The sequence below is a fragment of the Xanthomonas sp. NCPPB 1132 genome (assembly GCF_056629235.1).
Genome location: NZ_CM152819.1, coordinates 4,784,685 through 4,803,091, shown reverse-complemented (window position 1 = coordinate 4,803,091; position 18,407 = coordinate 4,784,685). Strand labels below are relative to the sequence as shown.

The 18,407-nt window shown below is 68.9% G+C and carries 18 protein-coding genes; 11 read left to right on the top strand and 7 right to left on the bottom strand.

Annotated features, from left to right (window positions below; genetic code table 11):
• Positions 1-55: 55 nt before the first annotated feature.
• Complete coding sequence (locus AC1G9L_RS20680; RefSeq protein WP_019800299.1) at positions 56-598, bottom strand: TetR/AcrR family transcriptional regulator; 543 nt, start codon at positions 596-598, stop codon at positions 56-58.
• 148 nt (positions 599-746) lie between these two features.
• Between AC1G9L_RS20680 and AC1G9L_RS20675 the strand changes: the two genes are divergently transcribed.
• Positions 747-1,436 carry a DUF1349 domain-containing protein gene (locus AC1G9L_RS20675; protein WP_481069854.1) on the top strand — a complete coding sequence of 230 codons (690 nt, stop codon included), beginning with the start codon at positions 747-749 and terminating at the stop codon, positions 1,434-1,436.
• Between the two features lie 5 nt (positions 1,437-1,441).
• Here AC1G9L_RS20675 and AC1G9L_RS20670 read toward each other — a convergent pair whose 3' ends face one another.
• From AC1G9L_RS20670 to AC1G9L_RS20655, 4 genes are all read right to left on the bottom strand, one after another.
• Entirely contained in the window at positions 1,442-1,849 is a 408-nt protein-coding gene (locus tag AC1G9L_RS20670; protein WP_019800301.1) for a DUF2000 family protein, read from the bottom strand.
• Positions 1,850-1,904: 55 nt separating this feature from the next.
• Positions 1,905-2,801 (bottom strand): AraC family transcriptional regulator, encoded by an 897-nt coding sequence (locus tag AC1G9L_RS20665; RefSeq protein ID WP_481069853.1) that lies wholly within the window; start codon positions 2,799-2,801, stop codon positions 1,905-1,907.
• A gap of 147 nt (positions 2,802-2,948) precedes the next feature.
• Positions 2,949-3,428 carry a tRNA (uridine(34)/cytosine(34)/5-carboxymethylaminomethyluridine(34)-2'-O)-methyltransferase TrmL gene (gene trmL, locus AC1G9L_RS20660; protein ID WP_019800303.1) on the bottom strand — a complete coding sequence of 160 codons (480 nt, stop codon included), beginning with the start codon at positions 3,426-3,428 and terminating at the stop codon, positions 2,949-2,951.
• Positions 3,429-3,469: 41 nt separating this feature from the next.
• Positions 3,470-3,946, bottom strand: a complete 477-nt coding sequence (locus tag AC1G9L_RS20655; RefSeq protein WP_019800304.1) for a hypothetical protein — start codon at positions 3,944-3,946, stop codon at positions 3,470-3,472.
• A 413-nt stretch (positions 3,947-4,359) separates the two neighbouring features.
• Here AC1G9L_RS20655 and AC1G9L_RS20650 point away from each other — a divergent pair, with 413 nt between their 5' ends.
• From AC1G9L_RS20650 to AC1G9L_RS20625, 6 genes are all read left to right on the top strand, one after another.
• Complete coding sequence (locus AC1G9L_RS20650) at positions 4,360-7,233, top strand: insulinase family protein (protein WP_019800305.1); 2,874 nt, start codon at positions 4,360-4,362, stop codon at positions 7,231-7,233.
• A gap of 125 nt (positions 7,234-7,358) precedes the next feature.
• The gene (locus AC1G9L_RS20645) at positions 7,359-7,676 is read left to right on the top strand and encodes a DUF4156 domain-containing protein (protein ID WP_019800624.1); all 318 of its coding nucleotides are present in this window, start codon (positions 7,359-7,361) and stop codon (positions 7,674-7,676) included.
• 102 nt (positions 7,677-7,778) lie between these two features.
• A complete protein-coding gene (locus tag AC1G9L_RS20640; protein WP_010340070.1) occupies positions 7,779-8,795 on the top strand; it encodes a 3-oxoacyl-ACP synthase III in 1,017 nt (338 codons plus the stop codon).
• Between the two features lie 185 nt (positions 8,796-8,980).
• Positions 8,981-10,144, top strand: a complete 1,164-nt coding sequence (gene fic, locus AC1G9L_RS20635) for a protein adenylyltransferase Fic (protein WP_019800623.1) — start codon at positions 8,981-8,983, stop codon at positions 10,142-10,144.
• 162 nt (positions 10,145-10,306) lie between these two features.
• Positions 10,307-11,212, top strand: coding sequence for an alpha/beta fold hydrolase (locus tag AC1G9L_RS20630; RefSeq protein WP_019800622.1), 906 nt, complete (start codon positions 10,307-10,309; stop codon positions 11,210-11,212).
• 251 nt (positions 11,213-11,463) lie between these two features.
• Positions 11,464-11,943 carry a hypothetical protein gene (locus tag AC1G9L_RS20625; protein WP_019800621.1) on the top strand — a complete coding sequence of 160 codons (480 nt, stop codon included), beginning with the start codon at positions 11,464-11,466 and terminating at the stop codon, positions 11,941-11,943.
• Between the two features lie 50 nt (positions 11,944-11,993).
• Here AC1G9L_RS20625 and AC1G9L_RS20620 read toward each other — a convergent pair whose 3' ends face one another.
• Positions 11,994-12,368: a YkgJ family cysteine cluster protein gene (locus AC1G9L_RS20620; RefSeq protein ID WP_481069852.1), complete on the bottom strand. Its 375-nt coding sequence runs from the start codon at positions 12,366-12,368 to the stop codon at positions 11,994-11,996.
• A 148-nt stretch (positions 12,369-12,516) separates the two neighbouring features.
• Here AC1G9L_RS20620 and oleC point away from each other — a divergent pair, with 148 nt between their 5' ends.
• On the top strand, positions 12,517-14,178 hold the full coding sequence (oleC, locus tag AC1G9L_RS20615; RefSeq protein ID WP_019800619.1) for an olefin beta-lactone synthetase: 1,662 nt from the start codon (positions 12,517-12,519) through the stop codon (positions 14,176-14,178).
• Positions 14,179-14,187: 9 nt separating this feature from the next.
• A complete protein-coding gene (locus AC1G9L_RS20610; RefSeq protein ID WP_481069851.1) occupies positions 14,188-15,750 on the top strand; it encodes a winged helix-turn-helix domain-containing protein in 1,563 nt (520 codons plus the stop codon).
• Here the strand turns inward: AC1G9L_RS20610 and AC1G9L_RS20605 are convergent.
• Complete coding sequence (locus tag AC1G9L_RS20605) at positions 15,734-16,858, bottom strand: serine hydrolase domain-containing protein (RefSeq protein ID WP_481069850.1); 1,125 nt, start codon at positions 16,856-16,858, stop codon at positions 15,734-15,736. The two genes, AC1G9L_RS20610 and AC1G9L_RS20605, sit on opposite strands and share 17 nt — an antisense overlap.
• A 194-nt stretch (positions 16,859-17,052) precedes the next feature.
• Between AC1G9L_RS20605 and oleD the strand changes: the two genes are divergently transcribed.
• Together oleD and AC1G9L_RS20595 are read left to right on the top strand one after the other, a co-directional pair.
• Positions 17,053-18,063 carry a 2-alkyl-3-oxoalkanoate reductase gene (gene oleD / locus AC1G9L_RS20600; RefSeq protein WP_019800011.1) on the top strand — a complete coding sequence of 337 codons (1,011 nt, stop codon included), beginning with the start codon at positions 17,053-17,055 and terminating at the stop codon, positions 18,061-18,063.
• Between the two features lie 63 nt (positions 18,064-18,126).
• Positions 18,127-18,285, top strand: a complete 159-nt coding sequence (locus AC1G9L_RS20595; protein ID WP_003468167.1) for a DUF1328 domain-containing protein — start codon at positions 18,127-18,129, stop codon at positions 18,283-18,285.
• Positions 18,286-18,407 lie beyond the last annotated feature (122 nt).

Below are 18,407 nucleotides of genomic sequence, written 5' to 3'. Positions count from 1 at the left end.
GCCGTGCCTCGCGTTGCCGGGGGAGCGAGGATGCCCGCGTGCCTCTGTCGTCTTCCTACAGCGCGGCGAGCGTCTCGATCGCGTCGCGCACGTGCTGCCTGTCCATGGGCACGACTGAGCGGTGGATCGTCGCGCCTTCGATGAAGGCGTCGATGGCGGCGGATGCGGCGATGGAGAAATGCGTTTCCAGCGCGGCCCGGCTCCTGGCCATCCACTGCTGCATGATCGCGGTCAGCGCCGGGTGCCGGCGGGCGAAGGCATACAGCTCGTAGCTCAGCAGCAGCACCCGCGGCGACGCCGTTCCCTCGGCGAAGATGATGTTCACCACCGCGTCCAGGGCCTGCGCGTGGTTCTGCGCGGCGCGGATTTCGGCGGCGAAGTCGGTGGATACCTCCTGGGAAAACCGGGTGAACGCGGCCACCAGCAGGTCGTGCATCGAACCGAAGTAATAGGTGGTGGCGCTCAGCGGAACACCGGCCTCCGCAGCCACCTTGCGGAAGGTGGTGCCGGCGACGCCGTGGTCCAGGATCACCCGCAGCGCGGCCTGCTCGATCGCTTCCTTCCGATGCGGATCCTGGCGCCAGGTCCTGCCGCTCATGCCTGTCCAACGCTGTCTCGACGAAGGCCGATGATCGCAGGTCGCGGTTGACGCCTCAATTGGTACGGATGTACAAATTCGCCGATGAGGTCGACGAAGGCCATCGCCGCGATGGCGCCTCGCAACCAGCGACGTGGGGAGCGGCGCGATGGCCAAAGGCGGAGAGCGGGACGTGGATATCGGGCGCCGGGCGACCGTGGGCGGGCTCGCCGCTGGTGGCGTGGTGCTCGCCACCGGGGTGCACGCCGCCGCGCCCGCCGGTTGGGAGGCCGGCACCTGGCTCAATGCGCCAAAGGTCCATCGGATCCTGCCGGGCGGCGTGCTCGACGTGGTCACCGACAAGGGCAGCGATTTCTGGCGCGAAACCCACTACGGGTTCACCCGCGACAGCGGGCACTTCCTCGGCATCGCCGCACCCGCGCGCTTCACCTGCCAATTGCGCGTGCGCGGCAGGTTCGAGCAGCTCTACGATCAGGCCGGCCTCATGGTGCGGGTCGACGAGCGCCGCTGGGTCAAGGCCGGCATCGAGCTGAGCGACGGGCGGCCGATGCTCAGCAGCGTATTGACCGACGGCCGTTCGGACTGGGCCACCGGCCCGTACGAAGCGGACGCGTCGGATTTCTGGATGCGTGCCACCGTGGAAAAGGGCGTGCTGCGCCTGCAGGTCTCGCGCGACGGCAAGTACTGGCCGCTGGTGCGGCTGTGCCCGTTCCCGGTGGCGTCCTCTTACCTCGTCGGCCCGATGACGTGCACACCGGAGCGCGAGGGCTTGAACGTCCGCTTCTCCGATTGGCGGCTGGGGCCGCCGCTGGGCAAGGACCTGCACGATCTGTCCTGACGCGTCTACCGATGCAGCGCCAGGCCCTTGGTGGCTTTTTCGATGGCCTTCTTCGGTCCGCGCAGGCCTAGGCCCACCAGGTTGAGGTTCCCAGGATCTTCCGCAGCGAACGCCTGGCGATTGGCCGCATCGTGGCTGGTCGAGAACATGGCAAATACATACGGCAGCACGGTGATCTCGCGCGCCAGCCCCACGCGGTGCGCGGCCTGAAGCCCATCGAGATCGGCTTCGAACACCAGCATCGGTTGCCCGAGCAGGCGGCCGTAGCGCTGGCCGTTGGCATCGATGTACGGGTCGCCCATCGCGTCGGGGGCGGCCGCGGCGATGCCCGTCGCCAGGAAGGCGGCCACGTTCAGGCGTTGCCAGGTCGCCAGGTCGTTGCGGACGATCAGGGCCACTTTGGTATCGAACATGCGCAACTCCGCGGTCTGGGTGAGGCGCCATGGTCCGCGTCGTCGCCGCTGCGTTCTAGAACGCCTGTGCAGCACCGCCCGTACATTGCCGCCGGTACGCGGCCGGCGTGAGCCGGTAGGCGCGCTTGAACCAGCGGCCCAGATGGCTCTGATCGGCGAATCCGACCTTGAGCGCCACGTCCGCCGGCTCCTGTCCATCCGCCAGCAGGGCGCGGGCAACGCGCAGGCGCAGTCGGATCAGGTAGGCATGCGGCGAGAGGCCGAACGTGCGCTGGAATTGCCGGGTGAGGCGGAACCGATCCAGGTCGGCGTGGTCGGCAAGCTCATCGAGGCTGACGTCGCGCGCCATCTGCGCGTGCAGAAAATCCCTGGCACGCGCCACGGTTGGGGTCGACGCGCAAGGGCGCTGCGCCTCGGCCGACAGGTGCGGGGAGAGCAGGCGCATCATGCGGTCCAGGCTCTGGTCCCGCGCCAGCCGGCCTTCGCGCTGATGGATCGCCAGGAACGCCTGGCGTATCGCCGCGCTCAGTGCGGCGTCGTCGGCCAGGGTCGTGCGGAATCCCGGATGCAGCGCGGAACCATCCTGCTGCCCGCGGCGTTGCAGTGCTTCCGCCACCCAGCGCTGTGGCAGGTAGAGCATCGCGTAGGTGAAACCGTCCTCGGCCGGCGCATGCCCGTCGTGGACCGCGCCCGGTTCGATGAGCATGGCACGCCCGGGCGTGCTGGTGTGCAGCGCACGCTGGCAACGGAAGCGCTGCACGCCCTGCAGGGTCACGCCGACCAGCACTTCGTCGTGATCGTGCGGATCGTAGGCATGCCCGCGGAAATGCGCATGCACGCTTTCGATACCGGTTTCCCGGTCGCGCTGGATCCTGACCCAGTCACTGGCGTTGGGTTGGGTGTGCGATGCCATTCGGGGAGCCTGGTAGGAGCACGACGGGCGGCGTGTCACTGGATGCAGGGAAGGCGCCGCCCAGACCCAGTGTAGAAGCGTCGGCCGCTTCCGGCGGGGTCAGACGCGATCGGGCAGGACAGGCTGCGGATCTTTTCGTCCCCCCGGATCGAAGCGCTTCGCTTCCGGGCGCTGCGCGCCACGCGCTCAATCGGCGCCGGGAAAACCCAGTTGCCGCCACGCCTCGAACACCACCACCGCGACCGCGTTGGACAGGTTGAGGCTGCGGTTGTGCGGCTGCATCGGCAGGCGCAGGCGCTGCGCGTCGGGCACCTGTTCCAGCACGGTGTCCGGCAGGCCGCGGGTTTCCGGGCCGAACAGGAAGGCGTCGCCGTCGGCGAAGGTGGGCGTGTCGTAGCGGGTGCTGCTGCGGGTGCTGAGGGCGAACAGGCGACGCGGCGCGATGGCCTGCAGGGCCGCTTCCAGCGACGCGTGGACCTGCAGTCGTGCGTACTCGTGATAGTCCAGGCCGGCGCGCTTGAGTTGACGGTCGCCGAGCTCGAAGCCCAGCGGCTCGATCAGGTGCAGTTGCGCGCCGGTATTGGCGCAGAGGCGGATGACGTTGCCCGTGTTGGGCGGAATCTCGGGCTGGTACAGCAGAACGTGCAGCGTTGGGGTCGCGATCATCGGCGCAGTGTACGCGCCGGCGCGGAGGCCTTGCTGCCTGTTCAGCGCATCAGGCCGACCGCCATGTCCTGGCCCAGCTTCTGCAGGCTCGGCTGCAACTGCAGCATCGCGCTATCCAGCGTCTCGCCGACCACGTCGCCGATCGCCAGCATGCTGCCCATGTCCGCATCCGGACGCACCTGCACGGTGGCCAGGGTCACCACGTGCTGGCCGGCGGCCTGCGCAAGGTCGCGTTCGGCGACCTGCTCGGCCGACGGGCGCACCTGCACCGCGGCCAGGGTGGTGATGCCGCCGGACAGTGTGGCGTCGCGCTCGGCGATCTGCTCGGCGGAGGGGCGCACCTGCACTGCGGCCAAGGTGGCGATGCCGCTGGTCTGCTCGACGTTGCGCTGGGCGATCTGGTCGGCCGACGGGCGCACCTGCACGGTCTCCAGGGTGGTGATCTGCGCGGCGGCGAAGGACGGCGCGGCGAACAGGGCGGCGATGGCGGCGGTCAGGAGCAGCGTGGTGGTTTTCATGGCGGGCCTCGTTGGTGTTGTTGATCAGTGGTGTGGTAGTAAGGTAGTACACCTAATCAGGGGGCGCAAGAACTTTTTCGCGCTCGGCAGTTTCATTAAGCTTGCATTCACTAAATCGGGCGAACTCCCTCGTTCGAGGATATGTAAGCAGGCCGCGTGCCAACTACAAGCTTCTGTATTTAAAGGAAAATTGAGTCGTGGAAAGTGTCCGGGGGCGGACACCCGGGCGCTCGCGTACGTCGGACGCGGACACCGCCGCACAGTCCGTGGCGGTAACCGATCCACTGCTGGGGCGGTTGCGGCGCCTTAGAAGAAGGACGTCAGCGACAACGGCGGAATGCGCGCCGTGCAGTACGCCCGGTACGATCGGCGTTCACCGGCTGTTTCACTGGCCCCAAGGAAGAAGGATCCGCATGACTGTCTCGACACGCCCGCGTGGCGCCCTGCTGGCCGTTGCCCTGTCCGTCGCGCTCGGCGCACTGGGCTACGCGCCGCCTTCGACGGCGGCCAGGCCCGCCGCCGCCACGTCGGTGGATATCGCCTACGAACAATTCACCCTGCCCAATGGGCTGCGGGTGGTGGTGCACACCGATCGCAAGGCACCGATCGTGGCGGTCAACCTCTGGTACCACGTCGGCGCCAAGGACGAGCCGGCCGGGCGCACCGGGTTCGCGCATCTGTTCGAGCACCTGATGTTCCAGGGCAGCGAGAACCACCACGGCGAGTTCTTCGAGCCCTTCAAGCAGGTCGGCGTCACCGACCAGAACGGCACCACCAACAGCGACCGCACCAACTACTTCGAGACCGTGCCGACCACCGCGCTGGACATGGCGCTGTGGATGGAGTCGGACCGCATGGGCCACCTGCTCGGCGCCATCGACCAGGCCGCGCTGGACGAACAGCGCGGGGTGGTGCAGAACGAGAAGCGCCAGGGCGAAAACCAGCCGTACGGCCAGGCCTGGAGCCGGCTGAGCCGCGCGCTGTACCCGTCCGGCCACCCGTACCACCACACCGTCATCGGCTCGATGAACGACCTCAACGCGGCCTCGCTGGCCGACGTGAAGCAGTGGTTCCGCACCTGGTACGGGCCCAACAACGCGGTACTGGTGCTGGCCGGCGACATCGACCTGGCCACGGCCAAGGAGAAGGTGACGCGCTACTTCGGCGACATCCCGGCCGGCCCGACCATGGCCCAGCCCAAGGTCGACGTGGCCCAGCGCAGCCAGTCCAGCCGCGAGACCATGACCGACAAGGTGCCGCAGACGCGGATCTACCGCGTCTGGAACGTGGCGCAGACCGGCACCGAGGATGTCGATCGCCTGCAACTGCTCGCGCAGGTGCTGGGTGGCGCCAAGTCCTCGCGGCTGGACCGGCGCCTGGTCCACCAGGACAAGCTGGTCGACCAGATCAGCGCCTCGGTGTGGGCGTCGCAGCTCGGCTCCGGCTTCGGCATCATCGCCATGGTCAAGCAGGGCGTGGACCCGGCCAGGGTCGAGGCGGCGATCGACGAGGAAGTGCGCCGGCTGCTGGACAAGGGGCCGGACAAGGCCGAATTGGCGCGCGCCAAGACCGCCTTCCGCGCCGGCTTCATCCGCGGTGTCGAACGCATCGGTGGCTTCGGCGGCAAGGCCGACGTGCTGGCCGAGTGCGCGGTGTACACCGGCGACCCCGGCTGCTTCCGCACCTCCCTGGCGACCATCGCCTCCACCCGCCCGCGCGATCTCACCGCGGTCGGCCGCAAATGGCTGGGCAAGGGCGACTACACCTTGCTGGTCCAGCCGGGCGAGCGCGTGGCGATGGCCGAGGAGCCGACCGTGCAGCCGGCGCCGCTGAATCCGCCGCCGGTCGATCCCAGATACAGCGCGCTGCCCAGCGTGGTCGACCGCAGCGCCGGCCCGCCCAGGACCACCCAGTTCCCGCAGCTGAAGTTCCCCGCGCTGCAGCGCGCCACGCTGAAGAACGGCAGCACGGTGATCCTGGCCGAGCGCCACGACGTGCCGGTGGTGCAGTTCAGCTACGAATTCAAGGGCGGGTACAGCGCCGACCAGGGACGCAAGCCGGGCACGGCCAGTTTCGCCATGGGCATGCTCGACGAGGGTGCCGGCGACCGCGATGCGCTGGCGTTCGCCGATGCGGCCGAGGCCCTGGGCGCGTCGCTGTCCGCCGGCGCCTCGCTGGACGGCAGCAATGCCTATCTGTCGGCGCTGAAGGAGAACCTGGCGCCGTCGCTGGCGCTGTATGCGGACATGCTGCGGCGGCCGCGCTTCGCGCCGAACGAGATCGAGCGGATCCGCGCCAGCTGGATCGCCGGCATCCGCCAGGAGAAGGCCCAGCCCAACGGCGTGGCGATGCGGGTGCTGCCGCCGCTGCTGTACGGCGCCGGCCATCCGTACGCGATCCCGTTCAGCGGCACCGGCACCGAGCCGGCGATCGCGGCGCTGCAGCGCGAGGACCTGGTCGACTTCCACCGCGATTGGGTACGCCCGGAGAACGCCACCCTGATCGTGGTCGGCGACACCACCCTGGGCGAGATCGTGCCGCTGCTGGACGCGCAGTTCGGCGACTGGAAGGGCGAGGGGGCGACGCCGTCGGTGCCCGCCCCGGCGACCGTGGCACGGCCGGGCAAGCCGCGCGTGTACCTGATCGATCAGCCCGGCGCGGTGCAGGCCAACCTGTTCGCCTCGGAGCTGGTGCCGCCGACCACCGACCCGGCCGCGGTCCGCTTCGACATGGCCAACGGCGTGATCGGTGGCGACTTCACCTCGCGCCTGAACATGAACCTGCGCGAGAACAAGCATTGGTCCTACGGCGCGCGCAGCGGCGCGGCCAGCGCGCTCGGCCAGCGGCCGTGGACCGCCTCGGCGCCGGTGCAGATCGACAAGACCGCCCCGGCGCTGCAGGAGATGTCCAGGGAGATCAGCGCCTTCGCCAACGGCAAGGCACCGCCGACGGCGGACGAGGTGGCGCGGATCCGCAACATCCAGACCCTGAGCCTGCCCGGCGCCTACGAGACCGCCAGCTCGGTGATGGGCGCGATCGGCGGCATCGTCCGCTACGGCCGCCCCGACGACTACGTGTTCAGGCGCAAGGCCGAGATCGAGGCGATGACCCCGGCGCAGGTGCGCGAGGCGGCGTCGATGCTCGACCCCAACAGCCTGACCTGGGTGGTGGTGGGCGACCTGAAGCAGATCGAGGCGCCGGTGCGCGCGCTGAAGCTGGGCGAGGTCAGGGTGATCGATGCCGATGGGGTGCCGCAGGGCGGGGCGGCGAAGCCGGCCGGGCGCTGATCCGGGTGGGCGCGCGTCGGTCACGGCCGGCGCGCGCTGCTCGCGGCCGCCGGGGTGCCGGCCGTGTCATGGCCGATTCAGCGTTTTGCGGCACAATCCGGATTCACCCGCCAATGGCCCACTCCATGCGTCTACCGATCGCCCTCGCCTTGCTCGCCACGCTCGCCGGCTGCACCTGGGTGCCGATGGCGCCGGAGGGCAAGGGGGTACGGGTGCTGCCCCCGGGGCAGGCCGCCAGCGGCTGCGAGAAGCGCGGCGAGGTGGTGGTGTCGGTGAAGAGTAGCGTCGGCTTCTACCAGCGCAACCCGCTGCGGGTGCGCGAGGAACTGGAAACCCTGGCCCGCAACGAGGCCCCCGGCGTGGGCGCCAACACCGTGCAGGCGATGGGCGACCCGGTCGACGGCGACCAGCGCTTCACCGCCTACCAGTGCGGCGGCCGCTGAACCGCTCAGACCATACGCTTTCCGCGGATTTGTTAAAGATGCGGTAAACCCCCGCAACCGCTAGAATTGGCGCCCCCTCGCCTGACCCTGGCGTACACCTCGATGCTCTTCAACAACGTCTCCATCGCGGGACTGGCGCACATCGATGCGCCGCACACGCTCACCTCCAAGCAGATCAACGAGCGCCTGCAGCCGACCTACGACCGGCTCGGGATTCGCGCCGACGTGCTCGGCGACATCGCCGGCATCCACGCGCGGCGCATGTGGGATCAGGACATGCAGGCCTCCGACGCGGCGACGCTGGCGGCGCGCAAGGCGATGAGCGATGCCGGCATCGAGGCCGGGCAGATCGGGCTGCTGGTCAACACCTCGGTCAGCCGCGACTACCTGGAGCCGTCAACTGCCAGCATCGTCTCGGGCAACCTGGGCGTGAGCGAGCAGTGCATGACCTTCGACGTCGCCAACGCCTGCCTGGCCTTCATCAACGGCATGGACATCGCGGCGCGGATGATCGAGCGCGGCGAGATCGACTACGCGCTGGTGGTCGACGGCGAAACCGCCAACCTGGTGTACGAGAAGACCCTGGAGCGGATGACCTCGCCGGACGTGACCGCCGACGAGTTCCGCGACGAGTTGGCCGCGCTGACCCTGGGCTGCGGCGCCGCGGCCATGGTGATGGCCCGCGCCGAACTGGTGCCGGACGCGCCGCGCTACCGCGGCGGCGTAACCCGCTCGGCGACGCAGTGGAACACCCTGTGCCGGGGCAACCTGGACCGGATGGTCACCGATACCCGCATGTTGCTGATCGAAGGTATCAAGCTGGCGCAGAAGACCTTCGCCGCCGCGCGCCAGGCGCTGGGCTGGGCGGTGGACGAACTGGACCAGTACGTCATCCACCAGGTCAGCCAGCCGCACACCCAGGCCTTCATCAAGAACTTCGGCATCGACCCGAAGAAGGTGATGACCATCTTCGGCGAACACGGCAACATCGGCCCGGCCAGCGTGCCGATCGTGCTGAGCAAGCTGCGCGAGCTGGGCCGCCTGAAGAAGGGCGACCGGATCGCGCTGATGGGCATCGGCTCGGGCCTGAACTGCTCGATGGCCGAGGTGGTCTGGTAACGGGTTGGCAGAGCCGCCTGGTCGGTTTCTGCGACGCGCATAGAAAACGGCCAAAACGATACATGACCCTGCTGTCATGTATCTGGATTGGACGTTTCTTCAGTGCAAGTGCTGTTGACCCACCCCTCATGTTAAAAAAAATGGATTTTTAGTACGTGTCATTGCATCATGTTCGTTCCCCGAACATGATCGACGCAGCCATGGAAGACGTGTCCAGGTTCAAGGCCGAGCTCCCGTTCAATGATCTCCCGTCGCTTCCACCCGCGGCAGAGATCGAGACGCGGCATCTGCTCAAGGTCTGCATAGAAGCCCGCACTGCACTGGCCGAGCTGAAACAGGCCACGGCGCTGCTGCCCAATCCCACCGTGTTGATCAACACGATTCCGATCCTCGAGGCGCAGGCCAGTTCGGAGATCGAGAACATCGTCACCACCACGGACGATCTGTTCCGCTATGCCGACGATCAGGACAAGGCGCAGAAACCGGCCACCAAGGAGGCATTGCGCTACCGCAGCGCGCTCTACGAAGGCTTCCAGTCGTTGCGGCAGCGCCCGCTGTGCACGGACACCGCGATCGTGGTCTGCAGCCGCATCAAGGCGGTGCAGATGCAGATCCGCCGCGTGCCCGGTACTGCCCTGGCCAACGACCAGACCCAGCAGGTCATCTATACCCCGCCCGTCGGCGAAACCCTGCTGCGCGACAAGCTGGCCAACTGGGAGCGCTTCATCCACGAGCACACGGACATCGATCCGCTGATTCGCATGGCGGTGGCGCACTATCAGTTTGAAGCCATTCACCCCTTCACCGACGGCAACGGACGCACCGGACGCGTGCTGAACCTGCTGATGCTGGTCGAGCAGGGATTGCTCGACCTGCCGGTGCTGTATCTGTCGCGCTACATCATCCGTCACCGCAGCGATTACTACCGTCTGCTGCTGGACGTCACCCGACACGGACAGTGGGCCGAGTGGATCGAGTACATGCTCAGCGCCGTGGCCGAGACGGCGACGTGGACGACGGCCAAGATCCAGGCGATCCGCGGCCTGGAGGCGCAGGCCCGCGACTACGTCCGCGATCAGGCACCCAAGGCGTACAGCCGCGAGCTGGTCGAGGTGATCTTCAACCAGCCGTATTGCCGCATCCAGAACGTCGTGGACCTGGTGGGGGTGACCCGGCAGACTGCAGCCCGCCACTTGCGCGAGCTGGTGCAGATCGGCGTGTTGCAGGAGCAGCGCATGGGCAAGGAGAAGCTGTTCCTGCACCCTGCTTTTCTGCGCCTGCTCTCCAATGACGACCATCACCTGCCTGCCTACCGTGTGACTGCGCTTGGCGAGGACTTGATGGCGTGATGGCAAGCACGGCATTTTTCGCGTGCGATGCGGCCCGTCCAGAGGAGGGTGCGACCGTCATGGTGGGATGTGAGTGTGGTGAGCGTAATTTTTCTACCCGCGGCAATTGGACGGATGCCGACAAGACGCGGGTTCCTTCGATCTGGATCGGATGCGATTGACATGAACTACCCCGGCTACCCCTTCACCCCGCAGCGCTTCCAGGTTCGCCCGGGGCTGCACATGTCCTATCTCGACGAAGGCCCGCGCGAGGGCGAGGTGGTGGTGATGCTGCACGGCAATCCGTCGTGGAGCTATCTGTGGCGCACGCTGGTGAGCGGGTTGTCGGACCGCTATCGCTGCATCGTGCCCGACCACATCGGCATGGGCCTGTCGGACAAGCCGGACGATGCGCCGGGCGCGCAGCCCGGTTACGACTACACCCTGCAATCGCGCGTGGACGACCTGGATGCGCTGCTGCGGCATCTGCGCATCGACGGGCCGGTGACGCTGGCGGTGCACGACTGGGGCGGCATGATCGGCTTCGGCTGGGCGCTGTCGCATCACGCGCAGGTGCGGCGCCTGGTCATCACCAATACCGCGGCGTTTCCGCTGCCGGCGGCCAAGCCGATGCCGTGGCAGATCGCGATGGGCCGGCATTGGCGCATGGGCGAGTGGTTCATCCGTACCTTCAACGCGTTCTCCTCGGGCGCGTCGTGGCTGGGCGTGTCGCGGCGCATGCCCGCCGACGTGCGCCGCGCCTACGTGGCGCCGTACGACAGTTGGGCCAACCGCATCTCCACCATCCGTTTCATGCAGGACATCCCGCTGTCGCCGGCGGACAAGGCCTGGTCGCTGCTGGCGCGGGCCGAGCAGGCGCTGCCGTCGTTCGCCGATCGCCCGGCTTTCATCGGCTGGGGCCTGCGCGACATCTGCTTCGACCATCATTTCCTGGAGGGCTTCCGCCGCGCGCTGCCGCAGGCCGAGGTGATGGCCTTCGAGGACGCCAACCACTACGTGCTGGAAGACAAGCACGAGGTGCTGGTGCCTGCGATCCGCCGCTTCCTGGACGCGCATCCGCTGTCCTGAGCGCGCACCCGCGCACGCGATGCGGCGTGCTGTTTTCACTGCATCGGCACGCATGCCAGGAGCAGGGCATGGCCATGCGGTGATGTGGGAGCGGGGTTGCCGCTGCGTCGTGGATCGTCTACACCGGCGCACGCAAACTGCTACCGATTGCCGTGCTGCAACATTGTCGGCTAGGTACAGTCGCCGCCGACATACGCGGCGCACCGAGCGGACGCTGCGCGCAATCCGAGCGGAGACAGAGAGTGAAAACGATGGCGATGGCGATGCTGCTGATGGCGATGAGCGTGCCCGGCGCGCATGCGGAGGATCTGACCACGTCCGCGGACGGCAAGACGCTGACGGTCGGATTCGGCCAGCCCACCTGGAAGCAGGTGCTGCACTACCGCAAGCTGTACGACAAGAAGCCATTCCCCGATGCGGAGATCTATTACTACAGCAACGGCATGTACAAGATCATCTCGCAGGGCGAGAACCACTACGGCGTGTACGTGCTGCAGGGCAGCTTCGACGACCAGACCTATACGATCCGCTTCATCTCGCTGCCGTCCGAGGACTGGGGCAACAAGACCGCCTTCCATCAGTTGACCTTCATTCGCGGCGAGGACCAGAACGTCTTCATCCAGAACGCGATCGTCGACACCGGCGAGGCCATCGCCCAGCAGAACGGCACCTACACGCTGGAGAAGAACACGGTGACCAATCCGGTGACGACCGCCTGGAAGCATCGCTGAGCCGCTGAGCCGCTCCTACGGCATCCAGGCCATGCAGGTAGCGCCGCCGCTCAGGCGTCCGGCAGATTGCGTTCGACCACGCCGTCCCAGTCGGCCGCGGTCAGCAGCGGCAGCCCATGCGCCAGACGCGATTTGTCGCATTGCGCGCTGCGTTCGCCGAATTCCAGCGAGGCCGGCACCGCCGCGCACACCGACGGCCGCCGCTCGTGAATGCTGCAGCGGCTGTAGCGGCCGATGTCGGCGTCCAGGGCGATGCAGCGCGGCTGCGCCTGCGAGGTGCCGCGCATCACCCGCTCGTGGGTGCGCAGCGGCTCGGTCAGTTCGATCGGGACCCTGCCGCCCAGCGCGGGATCGGCTTCGCTCCAGTGGAAACTGACGCGGAAGTAGGCGCAGCAGGCGCCGCAGGTGAGGCAGGGATGGGACATGGCGGCCGGGCCTTGCGCGGCGAACAGCGTGGGGGGCGCGGCATTCTGACCGAACCGGAGCGCGCTGCAAGCACGCAGGCATTCAGCCGCGGCCGCCGGCGACGGGAGGTCGTCGGCCACGGCCCGGCGCATCGGCGATAATCGGCCCATGACCACGACCTGCAACATCGCGGCCACGCTGCCGCGGCTGGCGCGCGAGCGCCCGGACCAGATCGCCATGCGCTGCCCCGGCCGGCCCGGTGCCGGCGGCATGGCCGCCTACGACGTGACCCTGAGCTACGCGCAGCTGGACGCGCGCAGCGATGCCATCGCCGCCGGCCTGGGCAGCTATGGCATCGGCCGCGGCACCCGCACCGTGGTGATGGTGCGGCCGTCGCCGGAGTTCTTCCTGCTGATGTTCGCGCTGTTCAAGGCCGGCGCGGTGCCGGTGCTGGTCGATCCGGGCATCGACCGCCGCGCGCTCAAGCAATGCCTGGACGAGGCGCAGCCGGAGGCCTTCATCGGCATTCCGCTGGCGCAGCTGGCGCGGCGTCTGCTCGGCTGGGCGCGCTCGGCGAAACGGATCGTCACCGTCGGCCGGCGCTGGGCCTGGGGCGGGACCACGCTGGCGCGGATCGAGCGCGCCGGCCAGGGCGCCGGCAGCCAGCTGGCCGACACGCATGCGGACGACGTCGCCGCGATCCTGTTCACCAGCGGCTCCACCGGCGTGCCCAAGGGCGTGGTCTACCGGCACCGGCATTTCGTCGGCCAGATCGAGCTGATGCGCAATGCCTTCGACATGCTGCCCGGCGGGATCGACCTGCCGACCTTCCCGCCGTTCGCGCTGTTCGACCCGGCGCTGGGGCTGACCTCGGTGATCCCGGACATGGATCCGACGCGTCCGGCCAAGGTCGATCCGCGCAAGCTGCACGATGCGATGCGGCGCTTCGGCGTGACCCAGCTGTTCGGGTCACCTGCGCTGATGCGGGTGCTGGCCGACTACGGCAAGCCGTTGCCCAACGTGCGCTGCGCCACCTCGGCCGGCGCGCCGGTGCCGCCGGACGTGGTGGCGCGGATCCGCAGTCTGCTGCCGGAGGACGGACGCTTCTGGACGCCCTACGGCGCCACCGAATGCCTGCCGGTGGCGGTGATCGAGGGCCGCGAGCTGCAGGACACACGCGCGGCCACCGAGCGCGGCGCCGGTACCTGCATCGGCACGGTGGTGCCGCCCAACGAGGTGCGCATCATCGCCATCGACGACGCGGCGATTCCCGAGTGGAGCGGCGTGCGCGAAGTGCCCACGGGCACGGTCGGCGAGATCACCGTGGCCGGCCCGACCGCCACCGACACCTATTTCAACCGTGACGCGGCCACGCGCCTGGCCAAGATCCGCGAACGCCTGGACGACGGCAGCGAACGCATCGTGCATCGCATGGGCGACGTCGGCTATTTCGATGCGCAGGGCCGCCTGTGGTTCTGCGGGCGCAAGACCCAGCGCGTGGAAACGGAGCAGGGGCCGCTGTACACCGAACAGGTGGAGCCGATCTTCAACGCATTGCCGGGCATCGGCCGCACCGCCCTGGTCGGCATCGGCGCGCCGGGGCAGCAGCGCCCGGTGCTGTGCTACGAGTTGGACGACAAGGCCTGGATGGCGAGCCAACTGGAACTGGACGAACTGCTCGCGCAACTGCGCGCCACCGCCGCCGCGCATCCGCACACGGCCGGCATCGTCGACTTCCTTGGCCACCCGGGGTTCCCGGTCGACATCCGCCACAACGCCAAGATCGGCCGCGAGAAGCTGGCGCTGTGGGCCGCGGAAAAACTGCACTGAGGCAAGACGATGGCCGCGCGCTACCGGCTGGGCGACCTGCGCATCGACGCGGCGCGGCAGCGGGTCGAGCGCGACGGTGCGGTGCTGGAGGTGGGCGGGCTGAGTTTTCGCCTGCTGCATTACCTGCTGCAGCAGGGTCAGCGCGTGGTGGGGTTCGATGAACTGATCGCGCAGGTGTGGGCGCCGGCGCTGGTCAACGAGGAGACCGTCACCCAGCGCGTGCGCCTGCTGCGCCAGGCGCTGGGCGACGCCTCGCGGCAACCGCGCTATCTGCGCTCGGTGCGTGGCCAGGGGTATCAACTGTGCCTGCCGGTACAGCCCGATGCCGCCCCCGATCCTGCCGACGCAGCCCTTGCGCCGCGGTCGATGTGGCGCAGCCGTGGCGCCTGGGCGATCGCGGCCGGTGCGGTGGCGATCGTCTCGGTAGTGGCGGCATGGCGCTGGCAGGCACCCGCGCCGACGCCAGCCGCGTCGCCGTTGTTGCAGCGCGCCGAGTACTACGCCGGCATTGGCCAGCGCGACGACAACGCGCGTGCGATCGCGCTGTACCAGCAGCGCCTGCAGCAGGCACCGGACGAGACGGCAGCCTTGATTGGCCTGAGCCGCGCCTACAGTGCGCGCGTCTGCCAATACGACGGCGACCAGCAGGCCGCATTGCGCGCGCAGCGGTTGGCGACGCAGGTGCTCGCGGCGCACCCGCGTCTGGCCGCCGCGCATGCCGCGCTTGGTTATGCGTACGATTGCCGCGGCGACAACGCCGCGGCGCTGGCCGCCTACGAGCGCGCGTTGCAACTGGACCCGCAGGCCGATGCCGTGCGCGGCTCGGCGGCCTATCTGTACGAGCGCCAGGGCCGCTTGGCGCAGGCGCTGGCGGCGAACATGCGGGTGCGCGATCCGGCGCGGGTGCGCTTCCTGACGCTGCAGATCGCCAGCAACCTCGATCTGCTGGGCTACGCCAGCGCCGCCGAGGTCCGCTACCGCGACAGCTTCCAGCTCTATCCCGACAGCGCGTATTCCAATCTGGCGTGGCCGCGCTTCCTGTTCGTGCATGGCCGCACGGCCGAAGCCCAGGTCGCGCTGGACCAGGCGCTGGGGCGCGGCACCGACTACGCCGGGCTGTTCCTGCTGCAGGCGGAGCTGGCGCTGGCGCGTGGCGACACCGCGCACGCACGCCAGGCCAGCCTGCAGGCGATGCGTCTGCGGCCGCAGGGCAGTTTCGCCCAGACCGTGGCCTGGACGCTGCAGGCGCAACCGCTGCCGCCGGTGCCGCAGTTGCGCGCGCGGGCCCAGGCCTTGCTGGACGGCGTGACGCGCGGCACCGACCCGCTGGATGCGGTGGATGCGGCGCTGCTGCTGCAATTGGCCGGCGACCGGCCGGCGGCCCTGGCCGCGCTGCGCCGGGCGCAGGCCGCGGGCTATCGCGATGCCGCCTACCTGCGGGTGTCGCCGCTGCTGGCGCCATTGCGCGCCGAGCCGGGTTTCGCGGCGCTGCTGGCACGCAACGAGGCCGATGTCGCCGCGCAACGCGTGCAGGCGCAGCGTGCCGGACTGGTGCCTACGGCAGTGCCGTGAGCACGTAGTCGGCGAGCAGCGCCTGCGATTGCGGGTGCATCTGCGGCCGGTTGTAGGCACGCCGGGTGATCACCACCACCAGGCGTTCCTCCGGCAGCACGAACACATAGTTGCCGCCGTTGCCCGACATCGCCCAGACCCCGCGTTCGACGCCGTGCGCCTGGAAGCGGAAGCGCCACAGCAGATAGCCGTAGTCGGCATCGTCGCGGGCTTGTGCATGCACCTGGGTCATTGCCCGGATCCATGCCGCCGGCAACACCTGTGTGCCGTGCCAGCGGCCCTCGTCGAGCAGGAGCTGGCCGAACTTGGCCAGGTCGCGGCTGCGGTAGCGGGTGCCGCCACCGCCCATGCCGACGCCTTCGGCGGCGTGCAGCCAGCGTGCACCGACGATGCCCAGCGGCCGCTCCAGGACCTGCCCGGCGAAGTCCTCCAGGCGCTGCCCGGTGGCCTTCTCGAGCACCGCACCGAGCAGGAAGCTGCCAGCGGTGCAGTAGGAGAAGGCGCGCCCATGCGGGCTCTCCTCGGGGCGGCGCATCCATGGCGCATAGCCCTTGAGCGGCAGGTCCAGTGCGAACTGCGTCCAGTCGGCACTGACGTACATGCGTTCCTCGTGGCCGCTGGAGAAGGCGTTGTCGTCGTCGCATTCCCATTGCGAACTCATCGTCAGCAGATCTTCGATGCTGATCGCGCGCTTGCGTGGCGCATCGTGCTGCCAATGGCGGTCGTCGAAGAAGTGGTAGACGCGTGCCTGCACGCCGGGCAGGCGGCCGCGGGCGATCGCCGCGCCGACCAGCAGCGCGGTCACGCTCTTGGTCGCCGAGCGGGTGTCGTGCAAGGTCTGCCGGTCGGCACCGCCAAAGTAGCGCTCGTAGACCAGGGCGCCGTCGCGCACGATCAGCACGCTGGTGGTGTCCGGCGCCGCGCCGTCGGCGATGGCGCGTTCCATGGCGGCCAGCCGCTCCAGTTTCCAGCCGCCGGCGGCGGCGTCGGCGACGGGCCAGCCGTCGTCCTGCGCCGGCGGTGCGGTCGCGGCCGCTGGTACGGCGGCGGAAGCACACGGAACGACGAGGGAGAGGGTGAGGCACAGCAGCAGCGGCAGGGGCGACATGGCGGAACTCCGGTGGAAGGCCAGCGCACTTACGCCCGTGGCATCGCTGAAGTGCCTGATGCCAGAGTGAAGAATTCTGAAGGTCAGTCGGATCAAGGGTTTGCGCGGCTTGTGTCGCCGGCGTCGTCATCGCGGATCGCCTTCGCCGGCGCCCCCGGCTATCGTGTGCGCCCTGGTTCGATCGGTACGACGCGATGAAGATTGTGGTGACGGGCGGTGGTGGGTTCCTGGGCCAGGCGCTGTGCCGCGGGCTGGTCGCGCGCGGGCACCAGGTGGTCAGCTACAACCGTGGCCACTACCCGGAACTGCAGGCGCTGGGCGTGGCCCAGGTGCGGGGCGACCTAGTCGACGCGCAGGCGCTGCAGCATGCGCTGGCCGGCGCCGATGCGGTGTTCCACAACGCCGCCAAGGCCGGGGCCTGGGGCAGCTACGACAGTTACTACCAGCCCAACGTGGTCGGCACCGAGAACGTGCTGGCCGCCTGCCGCGCGCATGGCGTCGGGCGCCTGGTCTACACCTCCACGCCGAGCGTGACCCACCGCGCCACGCATCCGGTCGAGGGCCTGGGCGCCGACCAGGTGCCTTACGGCGAGGATTTTCAGGCGCCATATGCGGCGACCAAGGCGATCGCCGAGCGCATGGTGCTGGCCGCCAACGACGCGCAACTGGCGGTGGTGGCGCTGCGCCCGCGGCTGATCTGGGGGCCGGGCGACAACCAGATCCTGCCCAAGCTGGTGGCGCGTGCGCAGGCCGGGCGCGTGCGCCTGGTCGGCGGCGGCGACAACAAGGTCGATTCCACCTACATCGACAACGCCGCGCAGGCGCACTTCGACGCCTTCGAGCACCTGGCGGTGGGCGCGCCCTGTGCCGGCAAGGCCTACTTCATCTCCAACGGCGAGCCGTTGCCGATGCGCGAGCTGCTCAACAAGCTGTTGGCCGCGGTCGGTGCACCGGCGGTGACCAAGACGCTTTCGTTCAAGGCCGCCTACCGCATCGGCGCCGCCTGCGAAACCCTGTGGCCGCTGCTGCGCCTGCGCGGCGAGCCGCCGCTGACGCGGTTCCTCGCCGAGCAGCTGTGCACTCCGCACTGGTACAGCATGGAGCCGGCGCGGCGCGACTTCGGCTACGTGCCGCAGGTAAGCATCGAGCAGGGACTGCAGCGGCTCGCGTCCTCATGGCGCCACGACATGCCCGTCACTCCTTGACGACCCGCGGTTTCCGAAGATGATGCCGCGCCGATTCGGCACGACAACTTTCTGGACATTGCCATGCTGCATTACGCCATCATCTTCTTCGTGATCGCCATCATCGCCGCTGTGCTCGGTTTCAGCGGCATCGCCGGCGCGGCGACCAACATCGCCTGGATCCTGTTCGTGGTGTTCCTGATCCTGGCGGTGATCTCGATGTTCCGCCGCGGCAAGGTGTAGTCCGCCGCGACAATCGAACCTCGATGCTTGCCCGCGGCGCCCTGCGTCGCGGGCAAGTCGTTTCTGGGCCCCGCGCCGCGAGGGCCTGCCGCCCGCAGGCAGCGCGGCGGGGCAGTGCTGGA

What these genes read in the sequence shown, in the direction of transcription:
- AC1G9L_RS20680 (WP_019800299.1), bottom strand. Translation starts at nt 598, where the DNA reads ATGAGCGGCAGGACCTGGCGCCAGGATCCGCATCGGAAGGAAGCGATC.
- AC1G9L_RS20675 (WP_481069854.1), top strand. Translation starts at nt 747, where the DNA reads ATGGCCAAAGGCGGAGAGCGGGACGTGGATATCGGGCGCCGGGCGACC.
- AC1G9L_RS20670 (WP_019800301.1), bottom strand. Translation starts at nt 1,849, where the DNA reads ATGTTCGATACCAAAGTGGCCCTGATCGTCCGCAACGACCTGGCGACC.
- trmL (WP_019800303.1), bottom strand. Translation starts at nt 3,428, where the DNA reads ATGATCGCGACCCCAACGCTGCACGTTCTGCTGTACCAGCCCGAGATT.
- AC1G9L_RS20655 (WP_019800304.1), bottom strand. Translation starts at nt 3,946, where the DNA reads ATGAAAACCACCACGCTGCTCCTGACCGCCGCCATCGCCGCCCTGTTC.
- AC1G9L_RS20650 (WP_019800305.1), top strand. Translation starts at nt 4,360, where the DNA reads ATGACTGTCTCGACACGCCCGCGTGGCGCCCTGCTGGCCGTTGCCCTG.
- AC1G9L_RS20645 (WP_019800624.1), top strand. Translation starts at nt 7,359, where the DNA reads ATGCGTCTACCGATCGCCCTCGCCTTGCTCGCCACGCTCGCCGGCTGC.
- AC1G9L_RS20640 (WP_010340070.1), top strand. Translation starts at nt 7,779, where the DNA reads ATGCTCTTCAACAACGTCTCCATCGCGGGACTGGCGCACATCGATGCG.
- fic (WP_019800623.1), top strand. Translation starts at nt 8,981, where the DNA reads ATGATCGACGCAGCCATGGAAGACGTGTCCAGGTTCAAGGCCGAGCTC.
- AC1G9L_RS20630 (WP_019800622.1), top strand. Translation starts at nt 10,307, where the DNA reads ATGAACTACCCCGGCTACCCCTTCACCCCGCAGCGCTTCCAGGTTCGC.
- AC1G9L_RS20625 (WP_019800621.1), top strand. Translation starts at nt 11,464, where the DNA reads ATGGCGATGGCGATGCTGCTGATGGCGATGAGCGTGCCCGGCGCGCAT.
- AC1G9L_RS20620 (WP_481069852.1), bottom strand. Translation starts at nt 12,368, where the DNA reads ATGTCCCATCCCTGCCTCACCTGCGGCGCCTGCTGCGCCTACTTCCGC.
- oleC (WP_019800619.1), top strand. Translation starts at nt 12,517, where the DNA reads ATGACCACGACCTGCAACATCGCGGCCACGCTGCCGCGGCTGGCGCGC.
- AC1G9L_RS20610 (WP_481069851.1), top strand. Translation starts at nt 14,188, where the DNA reads ATGGCCGCGCGCTACCGGCTGGGCGACCTGCGCATCGACGCGGCGCGG.
- AC1G9L_RS20605 (WP_481069850.1), bottom strand. Translation starts at nt 16,858, where the DNA reads ATGTCGCCCCTGCCGCTGCTGCTGTGCCTCACCCTCTCCCTCGTCGTT.
- oleD (WP_019800011.1), top strand. Translation starts at nt 17,053, where the DNA reads ATGAAGATTGTGGTGACGGGCGGTGGTGGGTTCCTGGGCCAGGCGCTG.
- AC1G9L_RS20595 (WP_003468167.1), top strand. Translation starts at nt 18,127, where the DNA reads ATGCTGCATTACGCCATCATCTTCTTCGTGATCGCCATCATCGCCGCT.